The organism is Hymenobacter siberiensis (assembly GCF_018967845.1).
In the GTDB taxonomy this organism is placed as follows: domain Bacteria; phylum Bacteroidota; class Bacteroidia; order Cytophagales; family Hymenobacteraceae; genus Hymenobacter; species Hymenobacter siberiensis.
Genome location: NZ_JAHLZZ010000001.1, coordinates 4,541,610 through 4,562,966 on the forward strand (window position 1 = coordinate 4,541,610; position 21,357 = coordinate 4,562,966).

25 protein-coding genes and 1 pseudogene are annotated in these 21,357 nt (G+C 57.2%); 15 read left to right on the forward strand and 11 right to left on the reverse strand.

Annotated features, from left to right (window positions below; all coding sequences use genetic code 11):
- Nucleotides 1-27: 27 nt before the first annotated feature.
- The 7 genes from KQ661_RS19925 (at nt 28) to KQ661_RS19955 (ending at nt 6,459) form a co-directional block, all read left to right on the forward strand.
- Nucleotides 28-324: a coiled-coil domain-containing protein 22 gene (locus KQ661_RS19925; protein WP_168673663.1), complete on the forward strand. Its 297-nt coding sequence runs from the start codon at nt 28-30 to the stop codon at nt 322-324.
- A gap of 40 nt (nt 325-364) precedes the next feature.
- Nucleotides 365-658 carry a cell division protein ZapA gene (locus KQ661_RS19930; RefSeq protein WP_168673662.1) on the forward strand — a complete coding sequence of 98 codons (294 nt, stop codon included), beginning with the start codon at nt 365-367 and terminating at the stop codon, nt 656-658.
- Nucleotides 659-789: 131 nt separating this feature from the next.
- Nucleotides 790-2,478 carry a ribonuclease Y gene (rny, locus tag KQ661_RS19935; RefSeq protein ID WP_216727847.1) on the forward strand — a complete coding sequence of 563 codons (1,689 nt, stop codon included), beginning with the start codon at nt 790-792 and terminating at the stop codon, nt 2,476-2,478.
- A 288-nt stretch (nt 2,479-2,766) separates the two neighbouring features.
- The gene (locus KQ661_RS19940; RefSeq protein ID WP_216727848.1) at nt 2,767-3,393 is read left to right on the forward strand and encodes a hypothetical protein; all 627 of its coding nucleotides are present in this window, start codon (nt 2,767-2,769) and stop codon (nt 3,391-3,393) included.
- Nucleotides 3,394-3,475: 82 nt separating this feature from the next.
- Nucleotides 3,476-4,441, forward strand: coding sequence for an N-acetylmuramoyl-L-alanine amidase (locus KQ661_RS19945; protein WP_216727849.1), 966 nt, complete (start codon nt 3,476-3,478; stop codon nt 4,439-4,441).
- Nucleotides 4,442-4,520: 79 nt separating this feature from the next.
- On the forward strand, nt 4,521-5,765 hold the full coding sequence (locus KQ661_RS19950; RefSeq protein WP_216726808.1) for a pyridoxal phosphate-dependent aminotransferase: 1,245 nt from the start codon (nt 4,521-4,523) through the stop codon (nt 5,763-5,765).
- Nucleotides 5,766-5,787: 22 nt separating this feature from the next.
- The gene (locus KQ661_RS19955) at nt 5,788-6,459 is read left to right on the forward strand and encodes a cytochrome b/b6 domain-containing protein (RefSeq protein WP_216690178.1); all 672 of its coding nucleotides are present in this window, start codon (nt 5,788-5,790) and stop codon (nt 6,457-6,459) included.
- Between the two features lie 150 nt (nt 6,460-6,609).
- On the opposite strand, the gene KQ661_RS19960 is transcribed toward KQ661_RS19955, so the two are convergent.
- On the reverse strand, nt 6,610-8,970 hold the full coding sequence (locus KQ661_RS19960) for a M1 family metallopeptidase (RefSeq protein WP_216727850.1): 2,361 nt from the start codon (nt 8,968-8,970) through the stop codon (nt 6,610-6,612).
- Nucleotides 8,971-9,240: 270 nt separating this feature from the next.
- Nucleotides 9,241-9,837, reverse strand: coding sequence for a HupE/UreJ family protein (locus KQ661_RS19965; protein ID WP_216690180.1), 597 nt, complete (start codon nt 9,835-9,837; stop codon nt 9,241-9,243).
- A gap of 76 nt (nt 9,838-9,913) precedes the next feature.
- Here KQ661_RS19965 and KQ661_RS19970 point away from each other — a divergent pair, with 76 nt between their 5' ends.
- The 4 genes and pseudogenes from KQ661_RS19970 (at nt 9,914) to KQ661_RS19985 (ending at nt 12,004) form a co-directional block, all read left to right on the forward strand.
- The gene (locus KQ661_RS19970) at nt 9,914-10,453 is read left to right on the forward strand and encodes a hypothetical protein (RefSeq protein WP_216727851.1); all 540 of its coding nucleotides are present in this window, start codon (nt 9,914-9,916) and stop codon (nt 10,451-10,453) included.
- 17 nt (nt 10,454-10,470) lie between these two features.
- Nucleotides 10,471-10,659, forward strand: a complete 189-nt coding sequence (locus KQ661_RS19975) for a hypothetical protein (protein ID WP_216726812.1) — start codon at nt 10,471-10,473, stop codon at nt 10,657-10,659.
- A 227-nt stretch (nt 10,660-10,886) separates the two neighbouring features.
- A pseudogene (locus KQ661_RS23285) lies at nt 10,887-11,052 on the forward strand (IS3 family transposase); the annotation flags it as partial.
- Nucleotides 11,053-11,323: 271 nt separating this feature from the next.
- Nucleotides 11,324-12,004 carry an integrase core domain-containing protein gene (locus KQ661_RS19985; protein ID WP_216727852.1) on the forward strand — a complete coding sequence of 227 codons (681 nt, stop codon included), beginning with the start codon at nt 11,324-11,326 and terminating at the stop codon, nt 12,002-12,004.
- Nucleotides 12,005-12,037: 33 nt separating this feature from the next.
- Here the strand turns inward: KQ661_RS19985 and KQ661_RS19990 are convergent, their stop codons facing one another.
- Complete coding sequence (locus KQ661_RS19990; RefSeq protein ID WP_216727853.1) at nt 12,038-12,583, reverse strand: DUF305 domain-containing protein; 546 nt, start codon at nt 12,581-12,583, stop codon at nt 12,038-12,040.
- Nucleotides 12,584-12,751: 168 nt separating this feature from the next.
- Nucleotides 12,752-13,039, reverse strand: a complete 288-nt coding sequence (locus KQ661_RS19995; RefSeq protein ID WP_226929825.1) for a helix-turn-helix domain-containing protein — start codon at nt 13,037-13,039, stop codon at nt 12,752-12,754.
- Nucleotides 13,040-13,457: 418 nt separating this feature from the next.
- Between KQ661_RS19995 and KQ661_RS20000 the strand changes: the two genes are divergently transcribed.
- The 3 genes from KQ661_RS20000 to KQ661_RS22635 all read left to right on the forward strand — a co-directional run bounded on the left by KQ661_RS20000 (nt 13,458) and on the right by KQ661_RS22635 (nt 14,441).
- Nucleotides 13,458-13,808, forward strand: coding sequence for a DoxX family protein (locus KQ661_RS20000; protein WP_216690186.1), 351 nt, complete (start codon nt 13,458-13,460; stop codon nt 13,806-13,808).
- A gap of 5 nt (nt 13,809-13,813) precedes the next feature.
- Nucleotides 13,814-14,158: a DoxX family protein gene (locus KQ661_RS20005; RefSeq protein ID WP_216726815.1), complete on the forward strand. Its 345-nt coding sequence runs from the start codon at nt 13,814-13,816 to the stop codon at nt 14,156-14,158.
- 154 nt (nt 14,159-14,312) lie between these two features.
- The gene (locus KQ661_RS22635) at nt 14,313-14,441 is read left to right on the forward strand and encodes a hypothetical protein (RefSeq protein WP_262898306.1); all 129 of its coding nucleotides are present in this window, start codon (nt 14,313-14,315) and stop codon (nt 14,439-14,441) included.
- A 179-nt stretch (nt 14,442-14,620) separates the two neighbouring features.
- On the opposite strand, the gene KQ661_RS23170 is transcribed toward KQ661_RS22635, so the two are convergent.
- The gene (locus tag KQ661_RS23170) at nt 14,621-15,031 is read right to left on the reverse strand and encodes a transposase family protein (protein WP_216728017.1); all 411 of its coding nucleotides are present in this window, start codon (nt 15,029-15,031) and stop codon (nt 14,621-14,623) included.
- The gene (locus KQ661_RS20015; protein WP_216686116.1) at nt 15,013-15,468 is read right to left on the reverse strand and encodes a helix-turn-helix domain-containing protein; all 456 of its coding nucleotides are present in this window, start codon (nt 15,466-15,468) and stop codon (nt 15,013-15,015) included. Before KQ661_RS20015 ends, KQ661_RS23170 begins: the two co-directional genes overlap by 19 nt.
- Nucleotides 15,469-15,496: 28 nt before the next feature.
- On the opposite strand from KQ661_RS20015, the gene KQ661_RS20020 reads away from it, so the two are divergent.
- Nucleotides 15,497-15,847: a hypothetical protein gene (locus KQ661_RS20020; RefSeq protein WP_216727854.1), complete on the forward strand. Its 351-nt coding sequence runs from the start codon at nt 15,497-15,499 to the stop codon at nt 15,845-15,847.
- A 360-nt stretch (nt 15,848-16,207) separates the two neighbouring features.
- On the opposite strand, the gene clpB is transcribed toward KQ661_RS20020, so the two are convergent.
- The 5 genes from clpB to KQ661_RS20045 form a co-directional block, all read right to left on the reverse strand.
- Nucleotides 16,208-18,817 (reverse strand): ATP-dependent chaperone ClpB, encoded by a 2,610-nt coding sequence (gene clpB, locus KQ661_RS20025; protein WP_216727855.1) that lies wholly within the window; start codon nt 18,815-18,817, stop codon nt 16,208-16,210.
- 134 nt (nt 18,818-18,951) lie between these two features.
- A complete protein-coding gene (locus KQ661_RS20030) occupies nt 18,952-19,263 on the reverse strand; it encodes a hypothetical protein (protein WP_216726818.1) in 312 nt (103 codons plus the stop codon).
- Between the two features lie 256 nt (nt 19,264-19,519).
- Nucleotides 19,520-19,696 carry a hypothetical protein gene (locus tag KQ661_RS20035; protein ID WP_216726819.1) on the reverse strand — a complete coding sequence of 59 codons (177 nt, stop codon included), beginning with the start codon at nt 19,694-19,696 and terminating at the stop codon, nt 19,520-19,522.
- Between the two features lie 729 nt (nt 19,697-20,425).
- Nucleotides 20,426-20,845 carry a transposase family protein gene (locus KQ661_RS20040; RefSeq protein WP_216680677.1) on the reverse strand — a complete coding sequence of 140 codons (420 nt, stop codon included), beginning with the start codon at nt 20,843-20,845 and terminating at the stop codon, nt 20,426-20,428.
- Entirely contained in the window at nt 20,833-21,324 is a 492-nt protein-coding gene (locus KQ661_RS20045) for a transposase family protein (protein WP_216685710.1), read from the reverse strand. The genes KQ661_RS20040 and KQ661_RS20045 overlap by 13 nt, the downstream gene beginning before the upstream one ends.
- Between the last annotated feature and the right edge of the window lie 33 nt (nt 21,325-21,357).

The following is a 21,357-nucleotide window of genomic DNA, read 5'->3' on the forward strand; positions in this document are numbered from 1 at the left end:
TTATCTTCACCCAAAATTTATTCGCCCGTGGCCTCATCCCAACAGCTTGCGCAACTCGACCGCCTGGAGCGGCAGATTACCACCTTAGTGGCTGCCTATCAGCAATTGCGCGAGGACCTGGCCGATGCCAACACCACCGTGCAGCAGCTCCGCGCCGACGTGCGCGAAAAAGACCGCCTGCTAAAAGAGCGCCAAAACCAGGAAAATATCGTTAAACTTGTACACACCATAGCTGGGGAACCCACCCACGCCAACGAACTTAAACTGCGCCTCAACGAATACATCCGCGAACTGGACAAGTGTCTTGCCTATTTGAGAGACTAAACCGAACGACCCTCACCCCCACTGCCTTAACTTTCGCCCTATGAGCGAATTAGCCATAAAAATTCGGATTGCTGACCGGGACTATCCCATGCGCGTTGACGTGCAGGATGAGGAACGGTTGCGCCTGGCTGGCCGCCTGTTGGGCGACAAGCTGCGCGAATTCCGGGAAGGCTACGGCATTCAGGACAAACAGGACCTGCTGGCCATGGTTGCGTTGGCTACAATGGCCGACCAATTGAAAGTGAGCAAGGAAAAGGATGGCACCGATGCGGCGCTAACCGAACGGCTGGCTCGTTTCGACGAGCTACTATCCGGCGTGGTGCTGACGGGGTAATACCCCCGCCCGGCACGCACACAACTCGTTGGCCCGGCAGGGCGGCGCGGCAATCGGCCGCTTCCGTCCGGCCCGGGCAAAATTGTTCTACCTGGTTATGGTTTTTACCCCACCCCAAAAACCATAATTACATGTCATCCATCATATTATACTGTTTGCTGACCGCAGTGGTCGCCCTTGTGGCGGGCATCGTAGTGGGCAGGCAGCTGGCCGGCAAAGCCCGGCTGGACCATGAAGGCGAGGCCCAGGCCCGCGCCCAGCAAATCCTCCGCGACGCGGAGGAGAAAGGCAACCGTCTTCGCGACGAGAAAATAAAGCAGGCCGATGAGCGCCTGGAGCAGTCGAAGAACAAGTTCAAGACGCTGCGCAACGAGTTTGACCAGGAAAGCCGTCGCCTCAAAGCCGAGCTGGAAGGCGAGCTGATCCAGCGCCGCCAGGGCGTAGTGGAGCAGGAACAGAGCATCAAGATGCTCACCGAAACCACGCAGCGCCAGCTCGAACAGCTTCAGAAAAAGGAAAGCGACCTCGACCGCCAACGCGAGAAAAACCAGACCGACACCCAGCAGCTGCGCGATAAGCTGGAAAGCCAGGCCGAAAAGCGCCGCACCGACCACGAGGAAACGATGGCCGAGCTGGAAGAAAAGCAGCGCGATGCCGACGAGCAATTGCACTCGGTGCAGCGCCAGCTCGAAACCATTGCCAACCTGACCGCCGCCGAAGCCCGCGAGCAGCTGGTAGAGAGCCTCAAGAACGAAGCCCAGATTCAGGCCAGCTCCTTTGTGAAGGATACCGTGGCTCAGGCCAAACTGACGGCCACCAAGGATGCGAAGAAGATTGTGCTTGAAACCATTCAGCGCACCGCGTCGGAGCACGCCATTGAAAACTGCGTGTCGATTTTCAACATTGAAAGCGACGACGTGAAGGGCAAAATCATTGGCCGCGAAGGCCGCAACATTCGGGCGCTGGAAGCAGCTACGGGCGTTGAAATCATTGTGGACGATACGCCTGAGGCTATTATCATCTCGGGCTTCGACCCGGTGCGCCGCGAAATTGCCCGCCTCTCGCTGCACTTGCTGGTGAAGGACGGCCGCATTCACCCGGCCCGCGTGGAGGAGATTGTGGCCAAAACCCGCAAGAACATCGAGGAGGAAATCGTCGAAATCGGCGAGAAAACCATCATCGACCTGGGCATTCACGGCCTGCACCCCGAGCTGATTAAGATGGTGGGCCGCATGCGCTTCCGCTCGTCGTACGGCCAGAACCTGCTGCAACACAGCCGCGAAGTAGCCAACCTCTGCGCCACCATGGCCGCCGAGATGGGCCTCGACGTGAAGAAAGCCAAGCGCGCCGGCCTGCTGCACGACATCGGCAAGGTGAGCACCGAGGAGCCGGAGCTGCCCCACGCCATTCTGGGCATGGAGATGGCCAAGAAGTGGAAAGAGCACCCCGACGTGGTAAATGCCATTGGTGCTCACCACGATGAGATTGAGATGACAGCCATGATTTCGCCTTTGGTGCAGGCCTGCGATGCCATTTCGGGCTCGCGCCCCGGTGCCCGCCGCGAGATGATGGAGAGCTACATCAAGCGCCTGAAGCAGCTGGAAGAAACGGCCAACGGCTTCAAAGGTGTAAACCAGTGCTTCGCCATCCAGGCCGGCCGCGAGCTGCGCGTGATGGTAGACGCCGAAAACGTGACCGACGAGCGCGCCGCTGAGCTGAGCTTCGAGATTTCGCAGAAAATTGAGAAGGAGATGCAGTACCCCGGCCAGATTAAAATCACCGTGATTCGGGAGATGCGCGCCGTGGCCTACGCCAAGTAACGTGGCATAAGCTTTAGCTTGTGCGTCGAAAAGAAACCACGGAAGCCCTCGCAACGAAAGTTGCGGGGGCTTTTTTGTGCTTAACTTCCTACCTTCCCTCTGACCCGAAACCCCACCTATTTTCTACCGAACTCATGAGCCAACGGCTACTACTTTTCCTGAGTACGGGCTTCAGCCTCTTCCTGACGAGTTGCGTCGTGTACATGCCCATGCAGCGCGGCTCCGCAGATTATCGATAAAAATCAAGGCGAATTCACCATCAGCACCTACCTCAATGGCCGGGCCGATGTGGCGGCGAGCTACTCGCCGGTGCGGCACTTGCTGGTGCGGGCGGCTTATAGCAACCTGCGCGATAATTCGCGGGACAGCACCTACTATCGCGGGCACCAGTACGACCTGGCCGTAGGCACCTACTGGCGGCTGGGCGACCAATGGCTGGTGGGCGCATTGGGCGGCATCGGGCAGGCACAAAGCACGGCAGCGTATTCCAAGGGCGGCTTTCTGTTTGGCTATCCTACTAAGTACGAATTTGATGCGCGCTACAACAAAGTATTTGGTGAAGCCTACGGCATCTTGCAAGCCAGCGACGCCTTGTCGTTTGGAGCCGCCTACCACGTTACGCAGGTAAATTTCACGCATCTGACCAATCTCGGCAGCCCACTTGACCTAAGCAGCATGACCCGCAGCGAGCCGATGGTGTTTATGCGGGTGCGGCTCGGTATGGACCCTGCCGAAAACCGGCCCGTGCAGCTGCAGGCGGGCTGGGGCACGTCGAGCACATTTGGCTACAACGAAAAAGACCCGAACCAGACTTACGACCCCGGGGTGCGCGACCTTAAGCAAAACCGGGGCTACGCCACCATCGGCATGACGGTATTTCCGCATTTTCTGTTTCGCAAGGCCCAAACCAATTGACGGCGGACGTTGAGCCACCGGCTTTTTTGCGGAAATTTGGACCGCTAATCAGCCGCTTCCTCTCGAAACTTCACTTCCCCCGATGACCCTTCGCCACTGCCTGGGCCTGGCCTGCGCTGCCGCTCTGGCTGCCTGCGCCGTCCAACGCAACCCCTACGCCGCAACCAACAAGTCGTATAAAGCCCAGGTGAAGGCCTATGCCGAGGCCCTGCGCGCCATGCCGGGCACCACGCCGGGCGGCGACAGTCTGCTGGGTAAGTACTGGGTGGGCACCACCAATTTCAACCTGCGCAAGCCCAACTACGTCGTCATTCACCACACGGCGCAGGACTCCACCGCCCAGACACTCAAGACGTTCACCCTGCCCAGCACGCAGGTAAGCGCCCACTACGTGATTGGGCGCGACGGCCGGGTGTACCACATGCTCAACGACTACCTGCGGGCCTGGCACGGCGGCGTGGCCCGCTGGGGCAACACTACGGACATCAACTCCGCGTCCATCGGAATTGAGTTGGATAACAACGGCATTGAGCCATTTGCCGAAGCCCAGGTTACCAGCCTGATGCACATTCTGGGCGGCCTGAAAAAAGCCTACGGTATTCCCACGGCCAACTTCATCGGCCATGCCGATATTGCGCCCAGCCGCAAGAATGACCCCAGCGCCCTGTTTCCCTGGAAGCGACTGTCTGCCAACGGCTTCGGCCTGTGGTACGATGCCGGACCGCTGCCCAGCCCCTTCGTGGCCGACAGCGCCGCCGCCCTGGCCGGCCGCCTGCTTACCCCGCCCCTGCCGGCCCCGGACGACGTGCCGATGGCCACCATTCTGCCCGTGGACACCAGCAAAGTGGATGCCCAACTGGCGCGGCTGAACGGGCCGATTACGGTATTCAGCCCCCGCGAGGCGCTGCGCATTATCGGGTACGACACGCGGGATTTGCCAGCGGCCATCCGGGCGTTCAAACTGCATTTTATTCAGCAAAACGTAGGTATGCCGCTCAGCGATGCCGACAACCGGATTCTGTATAATCTGTATAAGAAGTGCTTGTGAGAGACTGCAAGCCGTATATTTAGCCAACCAAGTAAGCTGGTGGCCGATGCCGCGCCGGCCGGAGATTTAATTTGATTTTATGCCAGAAATATCCAAGCGCGGGCAGGCCATGCCCGTTTCGCCGTTTCGCAAGCTGCTGCCTTATGCTGACGCCGCCCGCCAACTGGGCAAAATCGTTTATCCCCTCAACATTGGCCAGCCCGATGTGCTGACGCCGCCCGAAATGCTGGCTGCCGTGCGCAATGCCGACATCGCGGTGCTGGGCTACGCCCCCGGCGCGGGCACCGACAGCTACCGCCGCAAGCTGGAAACCTACTACCAGCGCGCCGGCATTCCGGCGCGTTTCGAGGATATTATGGTGACCACGGCGGGCAGCGAAGCCATTCTCTTCGCCATGCTCAGCTGCCTGAACCCGGGCGATGAGGTGATTGTGGCCGAGCCCTTTTATGGTGCTTACACGGCCTTTGCCATCGCGGCCGGCGTGAGCATCGTGGCCGTGACGGCGCACATCGAGGACGGCTTTGCGCTACCCCCGATGGCTGATTTTGAGGCCGTTATTACTCCCAAAACCCGGGCCATCCTCATCTGCAACCCCAGCAACCCCACCGGCTACGTGTACCGCCGCGATGAGCTGGAAGCCCTGCTGGGCCTGTGCAAGCAGCACGACTTGTACCTGCTTTCGGACGAGGCCTACCGCGAGTACTGCTACGACGGCGCCCACGCCACCAGCGCCCTGAGCCTGGCCGGCAGCGAGCAGCACGTAGTGATGGTCGACACGATTTCGAAACGCTACAGCGCCTGCGGGGCCCGCGTAGGCGCGCTCGTCACGCGCAACCCCAACATCTGGCAGGCGGCGTTTCACTTCGGGCAAATGCGCGTCTGCCCGCCGGTACTGGAAATGATTGCCGCCGAAGCCGCCTGCGACCTGCCCGCCACCTATTTCGACGAAACCCGGGCCGAATACCAGGCCCGGCGCGACCTCACCGTGAATGCCCTGCGTACCATGCCGGGCGTGGTGTGCCCGGTGCCGGGCGGGGCCTTCTACGTGGTGGCGCGCCTGCCCGTGGACGATGCCGAGAGGTTTGGCCAGTGGCTGCTCGAAGCTTTCACCCTCGACAATAAGACGCTGATGCTGTCGCCGGCCAACGGTTTCTACCACACCCCGGGCCTGGGCCGGCAGGAAGTGCGCCTGGCCTACGTCATCAACCAGACCGATTTGGCAGCGGCGCTCAACTGCCTGGCGCACGCGCTGCTGGCCTACCCCGGCCGCATCGAACCCGTGCCCGCCGCGGCCGTAGAAGCTGCCATTGCTCTCCCTGCTTAATCATTTATTCTCCACCGCAGCTATGTACCAAGCCGTTGCCCCCGCCGTCGAAGCCCCCATTAAAGACTACCGCGCCCCGTTGCGGTTTTGGCACTGGGCCAATACCTTACTGATTAGCCTGCAATTGATTACCATTCTATTTCAGAAGGTGATAGTCAAATCCAAATCGGCGGTGCCCGAGTTTCAGCAGGCCATGAGTAAGGCCAACGTCACGATAACCGCGAAGCAGGGCGGGGCTTTTGCGCACATCATCAGCGAGCGCATCTGGACCTGGCACATCTATTTTGGCTGGACGCTGGTGGCCCTGTGGGTGCTGCGGCTGGGCCTGCAGCTCACGGGGCCGTCGGAGCTGCGCTTCTCGGCCCGGCTGATGGAGATTCTGCGCCGCTACCGCCTCGCCCCGCCCGCCGATAAGAGCAAGGCCGGTAAAATTCTATTTGCCAAAACTACCTACGCGCTGTTTTATATCTTCCTCACCATCATGGTGGCCACCGGCCTCATCATGATATACGAGGACACGGCCTTCTTCGGCCCCATGCACCACACCGCCGGAGAAATCCACAACGTGACGATGTACCTCATTATGGGCTTCATTGCGCTGCACGTGGTGGGCGTGGTGTGGGCCGAAACCAAGGAGGACCACGGCCTGGTTTCGCGCATGGTGGGCGGCGAGGCTCCGAACAGCAAGGCGTAACTCCCCACCCGTTAGCTTGATGCGCGAAGCCTGCGGAGAGGGAGAGCCTGACAAACAAGAAGCCCATTGCTGAACAGCAATGGGCTTCTTGTTTGTCAATGTAGTTCCAGCTTGCCCCGTTTCCTGCGAAGAGGGAACCGGGTGAGGTGATTACTGGCCGCTGCCCACCGGCTTCTGCTCCAGCTTCTGCATGGGGCTGGCGGCGGCTTTGGGCTGCTGCATGGGGTTGGGCTGGACCTGCGGCAGCGGCTGCTCAAACAGCTCGAAGCGCGAGGCGGCAGGCTGACGGGGGAAGGCGTTGTTGCTCAAATCGGTATCGGCCGTTTGCTGAAAGGGGTCGATAACGAAGCTAATGACGGGCTTCTTGGTCACGATGACCTTGGTAACCTGAGCGTTGTTTTTGCGCCAGATTTCGGCCGGGATGGTCTGGATTTCCTGGGTGTTGTCGGCAAAGGTCATCTGCACGATGACGGGCATTACCAGGCCGCCCACGTTGCGCAGGCTCAGCTCGTAGAAGTTACTCTGCGAGTCGTTGAGGCGCTGCTGCTGCTCGGGCGTGAGGGTGCCGAGCATGGCGGTGTAGCGCTGCTGGTCGGCGGGCGTTACGGCCAGCGGGTCGTAGTTGTTGTAGAAGTCCTTCAGCTCGGGCTTGTCATCGACCAGGGTTTTGGGGATGTCGGTGGCGTTGCGCTGGGCTGTGATGGACTGCGCCGCGGCGGCCTTCTGCTGCTGCAAACGGGCGTTTTCGACCTGCGGGTTGCGGGTGCTGGCGTTGTAGGATTTCACCGATTCCAGGGCAATATCGGTGTGCTCGGTGGTGTAGAACCAGCCGCGCCAGAACCAGTCGAGGTCCACGGCCGAAGCGTCTTCCATGGTGCGGAACAGGTCGGCGGGCGTGGGGTGCTTGTAGGCCCAGCGCTGGGCGTAGGTTTTGAAGGCGTAGTCGAACAGCTCGCGGCCCATCACAGTCTCACGCAGGATGTTGAGGGCCGTGGCGGGCTTGCCGTAAGCGTTGTTGCCAAATTGCAGGGCCGACTCCGAGTTAATCATAATCGGCGATTGCAGGTTGTCGGCGGTGGCCATGTAGGCCGCGATGTTGCGGGGCTCGCCGCGGCGGCTGGGGTAGTTGCGCTCCCACTCCTGCTCGGTAAGGAACTGCACGAACGAGTTCAGGCCCTCGTCCATCCACGTCCACTGCCGCTCGTCGGAGTTGATAATCATGGGGAAGAAGTTGTGGCCCACTTCGTGGATAATCACTGAAATCATTCCGTATTTTACCTGCTGCGAGTAGGTACCGTCTTTCTCGGGCCGGCCGCCGTTGAAGCACAGCATCGGATACTCCATACCGCCCACCGGACCGTGCACCGAAATGGCCACCGGATACGCGTAGGGAATGGTGTATTTCGAGTAGGTTTTGATGGTGTGGGCCACCACCTGCGTCGAGTATTGGCCCCACAGGGGGTTGCCCTCCTTGGGGTAGTAGCTCATGCACATCACGGGCTTGCCATCCTGCTTAATCTGCATGGCATCCCAGATGAACTTGCGCGAGCTGGCCCAGGCGAAGTCGCGCACGTTTTTGGCGGCAAACGTCCAGGTTTTGGTGCCGGTGGCGCGGCTGCTTTCGTTCTTCACGGCCTCGTCCTGGCTCACGATGAGCACGGGCTTGGTGGCCGATTTGGCCTGCTCCCAGCGCTTCTGCTGGGTGGCGGTGAGGACCTGGGCGGCATTTTGCAGCGTGCCGGTAGCGCCCACGATGTGGTCGGCCGGCGCGGTGATGCTCACCTTGTAGTCGCCGAAGGGCAGCGTGAACTCGCCATTGCCCAGAAACTGCTTGTGCTGCCAGCCCTGGTTATCGGAGTACACGGCCATGCGGGGGTAGAACTGAGCCATCTCGTAGAGGTAGTTCTTGTCGGCCTCGAAGTACTCGAAACCGCTGCGCCCGCCCTGCTTGTACTGGTCGGTGATGTTATAGTGCCACTTCACCTGGAACGATACGGCCTGGCGCGGCAGCAGCGGGCTGGGCAGGTCGATGCGCATCATCGTGTTGTTCGTCACGGTGTGCAGGGCGCGACCGTCTTTGCCGGTCACGCTCTCAATCTTGAAGCCGCCATCGAAGCCCGACATCATGCCATCAACCGCCTGGAACGTCATCTTTTCCTGCAGCTGGCCGACTTGCGTGGCGTTGGCAATCGAGTTTTTCTCGTAGATATTCTGGTCGAGCTGCACCCAGAGGTAGGGCAGCGCGTCGGGCGAGAGGTTGGTGTAGGTGATGGTTTCGCGGCCGGTGAGGGCCTGCTTGGCATCATCGAGGGTGACTTTGATGTCGTAGTCGGCCCGCTGCTGCCAGTAGTCGGTGCCGGGCGCACCGCTGGCGGTGCGGTAGCTGTTGGGCGTGGGCAGCATCGTTTCGAGCTGCGCAAATTTGTCGGTGCCGGAGTTGGTAGTTTGGGCAATGGCGGGTGCCTGCCCTGCCACGGCCAGCACCAAGCCGGCGAATAAAAGACGACGCATAGAAAAAGCGTGAAGTGAAGAAATCAGATTGAAAACTGGCGACCAATAAGGTCGCTTAAAGTTACGGCAAGGTTGCGGAAGGGCGCGGCGAGTGGGCAATAAGGGAAAATGGAAGAGCCATCGAAACGTCATGCCGAGCGCAGCCGAGGCATCTCGCGTGGGGTAGTAATCCAATCGTGAAGACGTATTTGATTAGTAGTGGCACGCAAGATGCCTCGGCTGCGCTCGGCATGACGTTCTTTTTCGTCGCTTTAATCCCTGCCCCCGCCCCTACGGCCACAGCAGCTGCAGCAGCAGCACCGTAGCAATGCCCAGGGCCGCGCCGCTGGTGGTCAGCAGCCAGTCGCGGCGTGCCACGCGCAGGCTGCCGAGCAGCACCGCCCCAACCAGCAGAATGGTCGCCACGATGAGCACCTGCCCCAGCTCCACGCCTACGTTGAAGGCCAGCAGCTCCTCCAGCGGGCGGCTGTTGGCCCCGAGCAGCGCCCGCAGATAGTTGGAAAATCCCAGCCCGTGAATCAGCCCAAACCCCAGCGCCAGCGCATTGGGAGCCACCGCCAGCACCGACGTGCGCCGGGTGATGAGCTGACCCGCCCCGCGCAGGTTCCACAGCGCCGTAACCATGATAGTGACCGGAATCAGCGCCTCGATGAGAGCTGGCCTGAACGCAACCAGCCCCAGCGTGGCCAGCGCCAACGTGAGCGAATGCCCCACCGTGAAGCTGGTAACCAGCGCCAGCACGCGCCGCCAGTCGGCCAGCACGTAGGGCGCGCACAGGGCCAGCAAAAACGTGAGGTGGTCGGCCGCGCGCGGCGTGCAGATATGCAAAAAGCCGAGTTGCAGGTAGGTCTGGAAAACGGAAGCCATGCGGCAAAGCTAGCGGCTTCAGATTTGGGGGACGCCTTCCTAAATTGTACCGTTTTTCCACTTCCTTTTCTATATTATGCTGAAACGCTACCAACTGCTTTTACTGCTGCTTCCCCTCGGCGCGGCCCGGGCCCAGGCCCCGGCCAACCCGGCCCCGGGCACTTTCTACCTCACGCGCCAGGACTCGGCCCGGGCCGTGCACGAGCTGTTTCAGAGCCGGCGCGGCGGCGGGTTTGGGTGGCTGGCGTTTGGCGGGGCGGGCACGGCGGCCTCCATCATTCCCGCCCAGCAGGCCACCAGTGCCGGCGTCTGGGTACCCGGTGTCGTCATCGGCTCGGCCCTGGCAGTGCTGGGCACCAAGAAGCTAATCCAGTTCGGGTGGGGACGTGAGCGCCGGGTGTTGCGGAAGCTGGCCGCCACCGGCCACTTACCCATCGACGTTCAGCGCCGGCTGCACGGCAGCTTTGCACCCCTGCACGGCACGGCCTCCGCGCCAAATCCGCTGCTTGCCTACAGTACTGCCCCTACTGGTGCGCCGGCGGCCGACGGCGCTGTTCCGGCCCCGGTTTCTGGTACTCCAGCGGCCGAAGCTCCGCCCCGCCGGCGGGCCAGATAGCCCTAGGCCTGCTGCTGATGACGGGCGGCGTCACGTACATGTTCGTGCACAATGCCCCCTACTCCGACGCCAAGTTTAAGCTGCTGCACGACGAGTACCTGGCCGGCCATCCGCTCCCGCCCGCCCTGCGCGCCCAGCTTAAGCCCAAGCACATTGAGGCCGGCCGCACCTACCGCGAAAAAATGGAGCGCCGGGGCCATCGGTAATACGCCGACTTCCGCGCCCGTTTATCCACAAAAAAAGCCCTGACCAATGCTGGTCTTGTCCTTACCCACATCTTCCAAAAAGCGCCGGCCAGTAGGCCGGCGTTTTTTGTGGGGTCTTGTGGGGGGTGGGCAGTAGCTTGCGGGATGAGTATTTCGACGCATTTCTGCGACCCGCAGTTGTGGGCTGTCCCGTCCGGGTATTTGTTGACACCTTTTCCGAAGATGTCATGGAAAACCCTTCTGAGCCGCGTGTGCGGCGTAGTCAACGCGACTACAGTTTGCCCTTTAAATTGGCCGTGGTGGGCGAAGTCGGCCGCGGCGAGCTGAGCTACAACCAAGCCCAGCGGCGCTACGGCATCCAGGGCCGCAGCACGGTGCTGACCTGGTGCCGGCGGTATGCCAGCCATTTCGCAACTTTTAAGGCCGCCGGACCCACTTCCCCCGGCGGCGTCCCCGCCGTGGACCCGACTCCGGAACAGCGCGGCAAGCAGTTGGAAACCGCTTTGCGTGAACATAAAAAGCAGTACGAGAAGCAGTTAAAAGATAGCAAGGACCTGAATTTGTTGCTGCGCACGATGCTGCAGGTGGTGGAGGAGGACCACGGCATCCCCCTGCCAAAAAAGTCTTTCCGGCGGCCGTTCGCCGCCTGGGGGCCGACAAAGCCTTGAGCACCCAGCGCAGTTGCCAGCTCTACGGCGTGAGCCGGCAAGGCCTCTACCAGCGCCGCCAGCGCCAGGCCCGGCAGGCGGTGCGCGCCGAGCAGGTACTCGAGCAGGTGCACACCGTACGCATCAAGCTCCCGCGCCTGGGCACGCGAAAAGTGCTCCACAAAATCACGCCCCTGTTGCGGGTCCAAGGCGTGGCCTGCGGGCGCAATGCCTTGTTCACCCTGCTGCGCCAACGCGGCTTGCTCGTGCCAAAAAAACGCAGCTACACCAAGACCACCGGCTGCCTGGCCGCCCTGGACCGGGCCGTACGCGAAGCCGGCCGGGCCGCCACCGGCTGCATCCACCACTCCGACCGCGGCAGCCAGTACGCCTCCGACGCCTACCAGGCGGCGCTGAAGAAGGCGAAACTGCGCTGCTCGATGACCGACGGCTACGACTGTTACCAGAATGCGCTAGCCGAGCGGGTCAACGGCATTTTAAAAGACGAATTCCTCTTCGTGCTCCCCGACGACCTGGCCCAGGTCCGTTTGCTCGTCGACCAAGCCGTGCACCTCTACAACGAGGAACGCCCATACCTGTCCCTGAACTACTTAACCCCAAATCAAGTCCATCAGCAAGGAAAAAGCCCCGCCGGAAAATCCGAGCAGGGCCCTTGCCTTATTCCTGTCAACATATAGCCGAACGAGACACGCGGACGCGGTGGCGGGGCGTTACTTGTTGCGCGCGAGCCAGTCCTGCAATTCCTTGATTTCCTGGCGCTGGTCGGCAATGATGGCCTGGGCCAGGTTGCGGGTCGTGGTCTGGCGGCCGTGCACCAGCAGGGCCTCGGAGTTGTCGATGGCCGCCTGGTGGTGGTCCACCATCAGCTGGGCAAAGTCGTAGTCGGCCCGGCCCGTAATGGTGCGCTTGTCGCTGCTGGCCATCATCTTGTCCATATTGGCTTTTTGAATCTGGCTGAACTGCGGCACCAGTGGCTGCTGCGGCTGGTGGCCGCCGAGGAAGGCGTTAAACTGGGCAATCTCGGCCTGCTGCTTGTTGACGATGGTTTGAGCCGTCGTTTTCATCTCCTGGTTCGAGCCGCTTTTCAGCTCTTCCTGCGCCATTTTGATGGCCGCCTCGTGGTGCAGCACCATCTGGGAGGCGTAGTCGTGGTCGGGGTCCTGGGTTTTGGCCTGGGCATCCATTTTCGTCATCATGTCCATCATAATAGTCATGTACACGCTTTGGTGGGCCGGGTCCATGTCATGACCTTTCATGCAGGACGAAAAAAACAGCCCCAGCAGGGCAAAGGCAAGCAGGGGTAAACGAAAGCAAGACATAGTCAAGATGAAGTTCTGGTGAACGCCCACAACACCCAAGCCGGGTATTTTGATTCGATGGTTTTCTACTATTTTCCAGCCTGATTTCCAGCCTGATTTCCAGCCCTAAATCAACGAATCCAGACTCCGGCGGGCGGGGCTGGCGGGGCCCAGGCGCTGAAACTCGGTGGGGGTAAGGCCGGTCAGTTGCCGGAACTGCCGCGAGAGGTGCGCCGGGCTGCTGTAGCCCAGCTGCTGCGCTACTTCGGCCATGGGCAGCTCGCCGTACCCAATCAACTCCTTGGCCCGCTCCACCTTCTGGCGAATGATGAACTTCTCAATCGTGAGGCCTTCGGACGCAGAGAACAGGTGCGACAGGTAGTGGTAGTCCTTCTCCAGGTAGGGCCATCGCACCAAACAGGGTCATTGCACCAAATGCGTAGTTAGCGTTTTCTGGGTGAGCTTAAAAAAAACATGTGTCGATTGCCGAATCGGATGGCCCTTTCCAGCGCCAGGATTCGGTGAAATGATTTACTGGCTGCTCAAATAGTTACAACAGCCTCCTCACAACTCGCCTTGTTCAAATCGTGTTATTGGTCAATGCGTTATGAATATTAGCTCAACTATAGCAACGCTAACTGTGCATTTGGTACAATGGCCCTATATTGAGAAGGAAGTAATATTGACAATCAACCAAATATAAACCGAGCCCGTAGAGTGTATACCAGGATGTAAGCTCAGTGTAACTTCTACCGCGAGACGGGAAGCGTCTGCCAGAAGGGGGCTGCCGTGATGGCCTGCGACGATGCGTACTTTTTAAATAATATCGAATATGAGTGTAATAATTGTACTCGCCCAAATCATCATCGCCATTTCCATTGTTGTGGTGTGGGTATTCCGTTTCGATAACATCGTTAAGGAATTCAAGCAGTATGGGCTGCCGGATTTGGTACGCAACATGGTGGGCGCAACCAAAATCTCGTTGGCTACGCTGTTGGTGGCCGGCATCTGGTTTCCGCAGCTGGTGCTGGTGCCGGCCCTGATAATGGCTTTTTTGATGTTATGCGCGCAATTGGCCCACATTAAAGTGCGCAACCCCTGGTACAAATATGTACCCTCCCTCCTGCTGCTGGTTTTGTCGTTGTTTGTGGCCGCGGCTTACGCAGGTGTGATTTCTGTATGAACCTAATGATTACTATTCTCATCTGGATTTCCAGTATCTCCTTTCTTTTTTACGGCATCAGTTATTTCAAATCGGCGCACCTGCAGCAGGAGTTTGTGCGCTACGGGCTGCAGAAGTTTGGGCCACTGACGGCTATACTGGAGTTGCTGGGAGCCATTGGGTTGCTCGTGGGCCTGGTTTCCCCGCTCATTCTGCTGCTCGCTTCGGGAGGGCTAGCGCTACTCATGCTGCTGGGCTTCGGTGTGCGAATGAAAATCGGCGACGGTTTTTGGCTATCGCTACCATCCTTCCTGTTCATGCTGCTCAACGGCTACATCTGCTACATAACGTGGCAGCACTATACCGCTTAGCTATTCTGCAACTGGCGCGAGTTTAGCGCAGCGTAACTCGTGCCTGAACACCGGGCGAGGCTGTGCCTCGCAACAGAACGGCTTGCCCTGAAACTACCTGGCGGCGCGGCTGGCCATTGCCGCGTTGCGGCAGTGGAGGCACAGCCTCCATATCATGGCTGTTCACGAGTTACGGCTGCGCCTAAACTCGCGCCAGATTGGCGTTGCGGTGTTGCACCAAATGTACCGCACCCGGCGCTACCGCGAGCGCGTGGAGCGGTGCGCACTGCGGCGGGCAGCGTAGTCGGCTAGGCCGCACTACCTTACCAATCTGTAGCTTGCAGGAATTAGTCTTCCTTTTATTAAAACTTGAAATGCATAAACACCTACTCGTTTCGGCACTAATTTTTGGCATTTCTACTTCCGCTTTTGCGCAGGCTCAGAATACGCAGCCGCTTACTTCTACACCAATAGACCTCTTTCCTAAATACGTATAACTTTTTCAATATTAAGATTTATGAGTCCGCATACGATGAGCCAAATTTGCGCAACGTGATTCAATCGGTTCCGGTAGGTTTCTTTAACCATTCGAAAGCACTTGCACAGCCGGTTAACGTGTTCAATTTTGACTCGTTTGCTCCTAAAAGCCTTGTTTTGCCTCTTTTGCTTGATGGTCAATTCCCCGTTTTTCGGTTTTTTGTGCGGGATTTGGCTGCGGGCATGCACTTTTTGAATGCCAACGTATCCTAAATCGCCTTTCACCTTGATTTTCCGATGAATTTCCAGGGGCGTCTCCTGAAAAATGCGAATATCTGACTTGCGGCCTTCCAGTTCTACCCGGCAATGCTCAATCGTTTTATCCTTTTGACTAATAATTAATTGTGACTTAATGATATGTTTTTTTTAGAGCCATTATAGTAGACTTCCTGATTCTTTTTCGGTCGTTCGATGGGCTGCACGGTAACATCAACGACAACTGTTTTTACGTGGGTATATTTTAATTTCTCCGGATTTTTGAGCCCGATTACGTCGGCTAGAATGGGTCGCATCTTGTGAAAAATCTTGTGGCAATAGCTTTCCGAGATTCCGTACGAAAACCCCAGGCTCAAAAAAGTGGGGTATTGCCGCAGGTATTCGAATGTCAGCAGCAGTTGATTCGCAACGCTCAATTCTGCCTCAATTCCACGTTTGGAGAGCGGATTTTCCCGCAAATACTGGTCAATCCGGTTTTGCACTTTCACCAGCACTTGTTGCAGTTGAACAAAATCAACCCCAAAAAGCCGTTTGCAAATGGTTGGGTTAGCCTGAAGTAGTTTGTATTTATCATTCATAACCAGTGATTTACATGTTATAACTTGTTTGTTTTATAAATATATGCATGAAAGATGTCTAATTGTAACAACTTCGCCTGCTGTCTCATCCGACACGGTACAAGCCATTCATCAGTTGTTTAAAAGCCATCGCACCGGCGGCTTTATTTTGACTGGAGGCGCCGTGATTTTCACGCGCATTGCTATTAGCAAGGTTGGCACCGTACCAGCAGGTGTTTTTGTAGTTATTTTTGGTGGAATACCGGCCGTAATTGGTTTTGGAAAGATTGTGCGATTTAGTGTAAGCAAAGAAGCTAAAATTGTAAGTAATTTTGAAAAGAACAAGACATTACCAAATGCAATTCGTCGCAGACTCAAGCGAGAGTATTTCAACAATTAAGTAGTCGTGCAGAAGTAAGCGTATTGATTCTAGAACGTCATGCTGAGCTTGTCGAAGCATCTCTACCGCTTCACAAGGGCCGTTCAACGAAGCGGTAGAGATGCTTCGACAAGCTCAGCATGACCGCCTTTTTTGCTACGGTTACTTTTGCGCGATTACTTAGAATCACTAAACTAGGACTTACGCAGTTGAAGCACTAACCAACTGAAAAACAGCAATATAATAAATATATGTCTTTAATGCAAGTCATTGATTTTCAGGTTACATAGCTTTTGAAGTGCGTAAGTCCTATAAACAATAAAAAGCCCCACCAGCAAGACGCTGACGGGGCTTTCCCATTCTAAACCAACCAACCGGCAATTACACCGCCGGCATCTCCACGTTCTCGAACTTCACCGCGCCGTCTTCCAGCACGGCTTCTACCACCGAATCTTTCGAGACGCGGCCGGAGAGGATGTCTTTCGACAGCTCGTTCAGAATCACACGCTGGAGTACGCGCTTGAGGGGGCGCGCGCCGAACTGCGGGTCGAAGCCGGCTTCACCCAGGTAGTCGAGCACTTCGGGGGTGGCTTCGAGCTGGATACCGGCCTCGACCAGGCGCTGCTGGATTTGGCGGAACTGGATATCGACAATCTTGCGGATTTCCTTGCGCTTGAGGGGCTGGAACATCACGATTTCGTCGATGCGGTTCAGGAACTCGGGGCGCATGTGCTGCTTGAGGCGCTCCATGACTTCGTCGCGGGTGCGGTCGACTACTTCGTCGTGGTTGAACTCGTTGAGCTCCTTGAAGTTCTTCTGGATGATGTCGGCCCCGGTGTTCGAGGTCATGATGATGATGGTGTTCTTGAAGTTGGCCACCCGGCCTTTGTTGTCGGTGAGGCGGCCATCATCCAGCACTTGCAGCAGGATGTTGAACACGTCGGGGTGCGCTTTTTCGATTTCATCGAGCAGCACCACCGAGTAGGGCTTGCGGCGCACGGCCTCCGTGAGCTGGCCGCCCTCGTCGTAGCCCACGTAGCCGGGAGGCGCCCCAATGAGGCGCGACACGGCGTGGCGCTCCTGAAACTCGCTCATGTCGATGCGCACCATCGAATTCTCGTCGTTGAACAGGTACTCGGCCAGAGCCTTGGCCAGCTCGGTTTTGCCCACGCCCGTCGAGCCCAGGAAAATGAACGAGCCTATCGGCCGCTTGGGGTCCTGCAGGCCGGCGCGGGAGCGGCGCACGGCATCGGAAATAGCCGCAATGGCCTCGGCCTGGCCGGCCACGCGCTTGCCCAACTCGGCTTCGAGCTGCAGCAGCTTCTCGCGGTCCGATTGCAGCATTTTGCTCACCGGAATGCCCGTCCACTTGGCCACCACTTCGGCGATGCTCTCGCTCGTGACGACCTCCTGGAGCATGGTGCCGCCATCCTTGTTGGCGGCGGCTTCTTCCTGCAGGGTTTTCAGCTTGGCTTCGGCTTCCTGAATCTTGCCGTAGCGCAGCTCCGCTACCCGAGCATAATCACCCTGACGCTCAGCTTGTTCAGCCTCTAATTTGAACTGCTCAATGGCTTCTTTCTGGGTTTGAATGCCCGTCAGAATACCTTTTTCGCTTTCCCAGCGGGCCTTTAGGGTGTCGCGCTTGTCGTTCAGGTCGGCCAATTCCTTACTGAGAATGGCTTCGCGGTCACGGTTGTCTTCGCGGCGGATGGCTTCGCGCTCAATTTCGAGCTGCATGATGCGGCGCTGGATTTCGTCGAGCTCCACGGGCATGGAATTCAACTCGATGCGGAGCTTGGCGGCGGCCTCGTCCATGAGGTCGATGGCCTTGTCGGGCAGGAAACGGTCGGTGATGTAGCGCGAGCTTAGCTCTACGCAGGCAATCACAGCGTCGTCGGTGATGCGCACGCCATGGTGCAGCTCGTACTTCTCCTTGATGCCGCGCAGGATGCTGATGGCGTCTTCTTGGTTGGGCTCGTCCACGGTCACGGCCTGGAAACGGCGCTCCAGGGCCTTGTCCTTCTCGATATACTTCTGGTATTCCTTGAGCGTGGTGGCCCCGATGGCGTGCAGCTCGCCGCGCGCCAGGGCGGGCTTGAGCAGGTTGGCGGCGTCCATGGCACCCTCGCCCCCGCCGCCGGCCCCAATGAGGGTGTGCATCTCGTCGATAAAGAGCACAATCTGGCCATCGGAATCGGTCACTTCCTTGATGACGGCCTTGAGGCGCTCCTCAAACTCGCCCTTGTACTTGGCCCCTGCGACTAGCAGGCCCATGTCGAGGCTCATAATGACTTTGTCGCGCAGGTTTTCGGGCACGTCGCCGGCCACGATGCGCTGGGCCAGGCCCTCCACGATGGCAGTTTTGCCCACGCCGGGCTCACCGAGCAGCACGGGGTTGTTTTTGGTGCGGCGCGAGAGGATTTGCAGCACGCGGCGGATTTCCTCGTCGCGGCCAATCACGGGGTCCATCTTGCCGCGCCGCACCTGTTCGTTGAGGTTAGTGGCGTAGCGGTTCAGGCTCTGGTACTGGTCTTCGGCGCTCTGGCTGGTGACTTTGCGCCCGCCGCGCAGCTCCTGGATAGCGGCCTTGAGGTCCTTGTCGTTGAAGCCGGTGTCTTTGAGCAGGGTGGCCACGGCATCCTTGCCGCTAAGGATGCCCAGCAGCAGGTGCTCGACGGACACGAACTCGTCGCCCATGCCCTTCATGGCCGTGTTGGCGCGCTGCACGGCGGCGGCGGCCTCGTTGGCGAAGTAGGGCGAGCCGCCGCTCACCTTGGGGTAGGCGGCCACAATGGCATCGAGGCGGGGCGTGAGAATGTTGAGGTTGGCGCCCAGCTTGTTGGCCAGAAACGAGAAGACGCTTTCGTCGCTCTGGAAGAGGCCCTTCAGCAAATGGCCCGTTTCGACGGCCTGCTGCTGGTTGCCCCCGGCTATTTCGGTGGCCTTCTGCACGGCCTCCTGTGCCTTGATGGTGAAGTTTTTAAAGTCCATGGTGCGTAGTCTCTAGGTGGGTGCTTCGGGTTAGGAAGTCGCTACGAAGGGACTAGCAAACGGGGTGCGAGAGTGAGTTTTCGGACTTTTTGGCGGGGAATTGCAATTTTAGCTGATTTAGTTGCGCCAAAATTTCAGCCGCCGTTGCCACTGTTTAATGGATTAGGCTTGCCCTCGTCAAGCACTTGCGGAACGATGTATAAATCCCGGAACATGCGCTCTGCTTTGGCTTTCAAGTCGGGGTCAGGATTGGCGCGACGTTCCAGAAAATAGGCGCTGATACCTGACATGGGATGGTGAATAAAGCGCGTTGGCTCAACGAATGTGATAACGGCCTGAAAGTAAATCCGAAACCGTTTGGTAAAAGCCTGGTTTTCGCCCAACGATGCCTCGCCTACAAACCCAGCCGAAGATAACGGGTCGCGCTCAAAAACATCGGCAAACACTCACATACAGGTGCTTAGGATGCGGAAAGCGTCGCCATCGTTGAACAATAATTTGAAGCGGTTTGCGGAGTTTTTGTAAGCCAGCGGACAGAATTTCAGCACATACACATGATGCTGATACTGCTCCGCCTCTATCACATAGCGTCGGTTTTTGCGGGTGCGAAACGTGTAGTAATGAGTACAAACTAAAAAACCGTCCTTGTGAGACGGCCCTTTGCGGTACATAAACGGATAGCCCGTGCCGGGCTGCCGTGGCTCAAATGAGGTAGGCATAAGCATTACGGCGCATCTTCTTCAAATCCTCTTCGCTCAGCGTATCAAACTTAAACTGTTCGGCATACGCTCGTGCCTTGGCCAGTCGCTCTGCGCTCACTGGCTTAGCGACGATTTCGGTGCGATGGTTGCGGCTATTCTTCTTATCAGCAGTGCCCATAATTCGGCAGGTTTAAAAGTGGGGGTGACCTTACCAATACCGCGAATATGCTACAAAAGGTTCAGCAAGTGGCCCGTTTCGACGGCCTGCTGCTGGTTGCCCCCGGCTATTTCGGTGGCCTTCTGCACGGCCTCCTGTGCCTTGATAGTGAAGTTTTTAAAGTCCATTTTCGTTAGTCGCTAGGTGGGTGCTTCGGGTGAGGAAGTAGCTACGAAGGGACTAGCAAATGGGGTGTGATGCTGGTTTTTCGGACTTTTTGACAGTTTTATTTTATTGCCGCACTAATAATTCAGCCAAAATTACACAGATTTGGATAGTAGATGTAATAACAAAATATATAAAGCGCAGCCAGATTGAATCTTGATTACAACTACTCTAAGGGTGTAATTCAAAACTACGCGCTGCCACCGCTAAGCAGAAGTTCGGACCGGTGTCTGGTGCCCTTAGTGGAGCCCAGAGGCAAGAGCCGATGACTCATGAAAAGGGCAGCGCGTAGTTTTAAATTACACCCTACTCTAATTGAGTGTCACTGCTATCGTTTTCTAAATTCTGAAGCACGACATCATCTTTATGATTTTTATAAAATTTGTCTTTGATGATGTCGAAAAGCTCTAAAACGCCTTGGCTATAATCCTGACCTGAGTTGTAGTCTGAAACAATTTCCAGAAACAGCCAATGGTCAGAATAATATGGCTCTTTCTGATTATTAGACTTGTTGCGAGCTATTAATCAAAGATTTAAGCTGAAATTCCACAAGCCCGCACACACTCCCAGCACGTCATTGTACAGGTTCAAATTATGCAAACGTAATCGGTCTTCCAAAATTCGATAACGTTTCAATCCGCCAATGCTATGCTCTACGGTAATTCGTTCACTTGCTTGTTTTGTATTTATTTCTCGTTGTTCATCGGTGAGTTCTTTCCCTTTCGGCTTTTTGATAGGAATAAAAACTTTCCGGCAAACGTAGTCTTTCGCGAAGCCCAAAAACCCCAGGTCCAACCGCACCTTGAACTTTTTAAACCACTCTTTATCAACTGGTAAAATGCTTTTTAGCACACTGTAGTCGTGGTGTCTTCCGCCGTAACAACGGCTGATAAAACCAATCCAGCGAATGGTCGTTGAAATAACTATCTCTTTTACGGCGTGCATTTTTTTTTACCGCTATAGTAGTCTTTTTGCATCTCTTTATTTCCTGGTCGTTGCTTGCGTTGCTCCGTTCCATCGACCAATAACGTCTCGTGTTCCTGAAAATAGGCTTCAAATTCGGCCACTGTCGTAAATTCCCGCTTTGGCGCATGCCCGGTTTGCTCCAGCGCTTCTTGGAGCACCGTAATGCCTAATTCCTGGTTGCGTTTCGCGTTGGAACCGTCCATCCCACTGACCAATCCCAACAAATCATACGTCAAGTTTGCTTTGAAGCTGAATAGGGTGAAAAGCAGTAATTCTTCTTCTGTTTTAAGGACTACTTCATACGGCGCAAAAGCCCCACGTTCAATCATATCTGTTCCATTCAACCGAAAATACGCCTGCTTAAAATGCGCCAAAAGCTGCGCAAAACGCTCCGCCGTGAGTCCCGTGGCAGCACGCCATTTACGCGAAGTAGTGAGGTTTTTTACGGAAAAGTTCATGTTCTAAATTTAAGTACAGTTTGTCGAAAATTC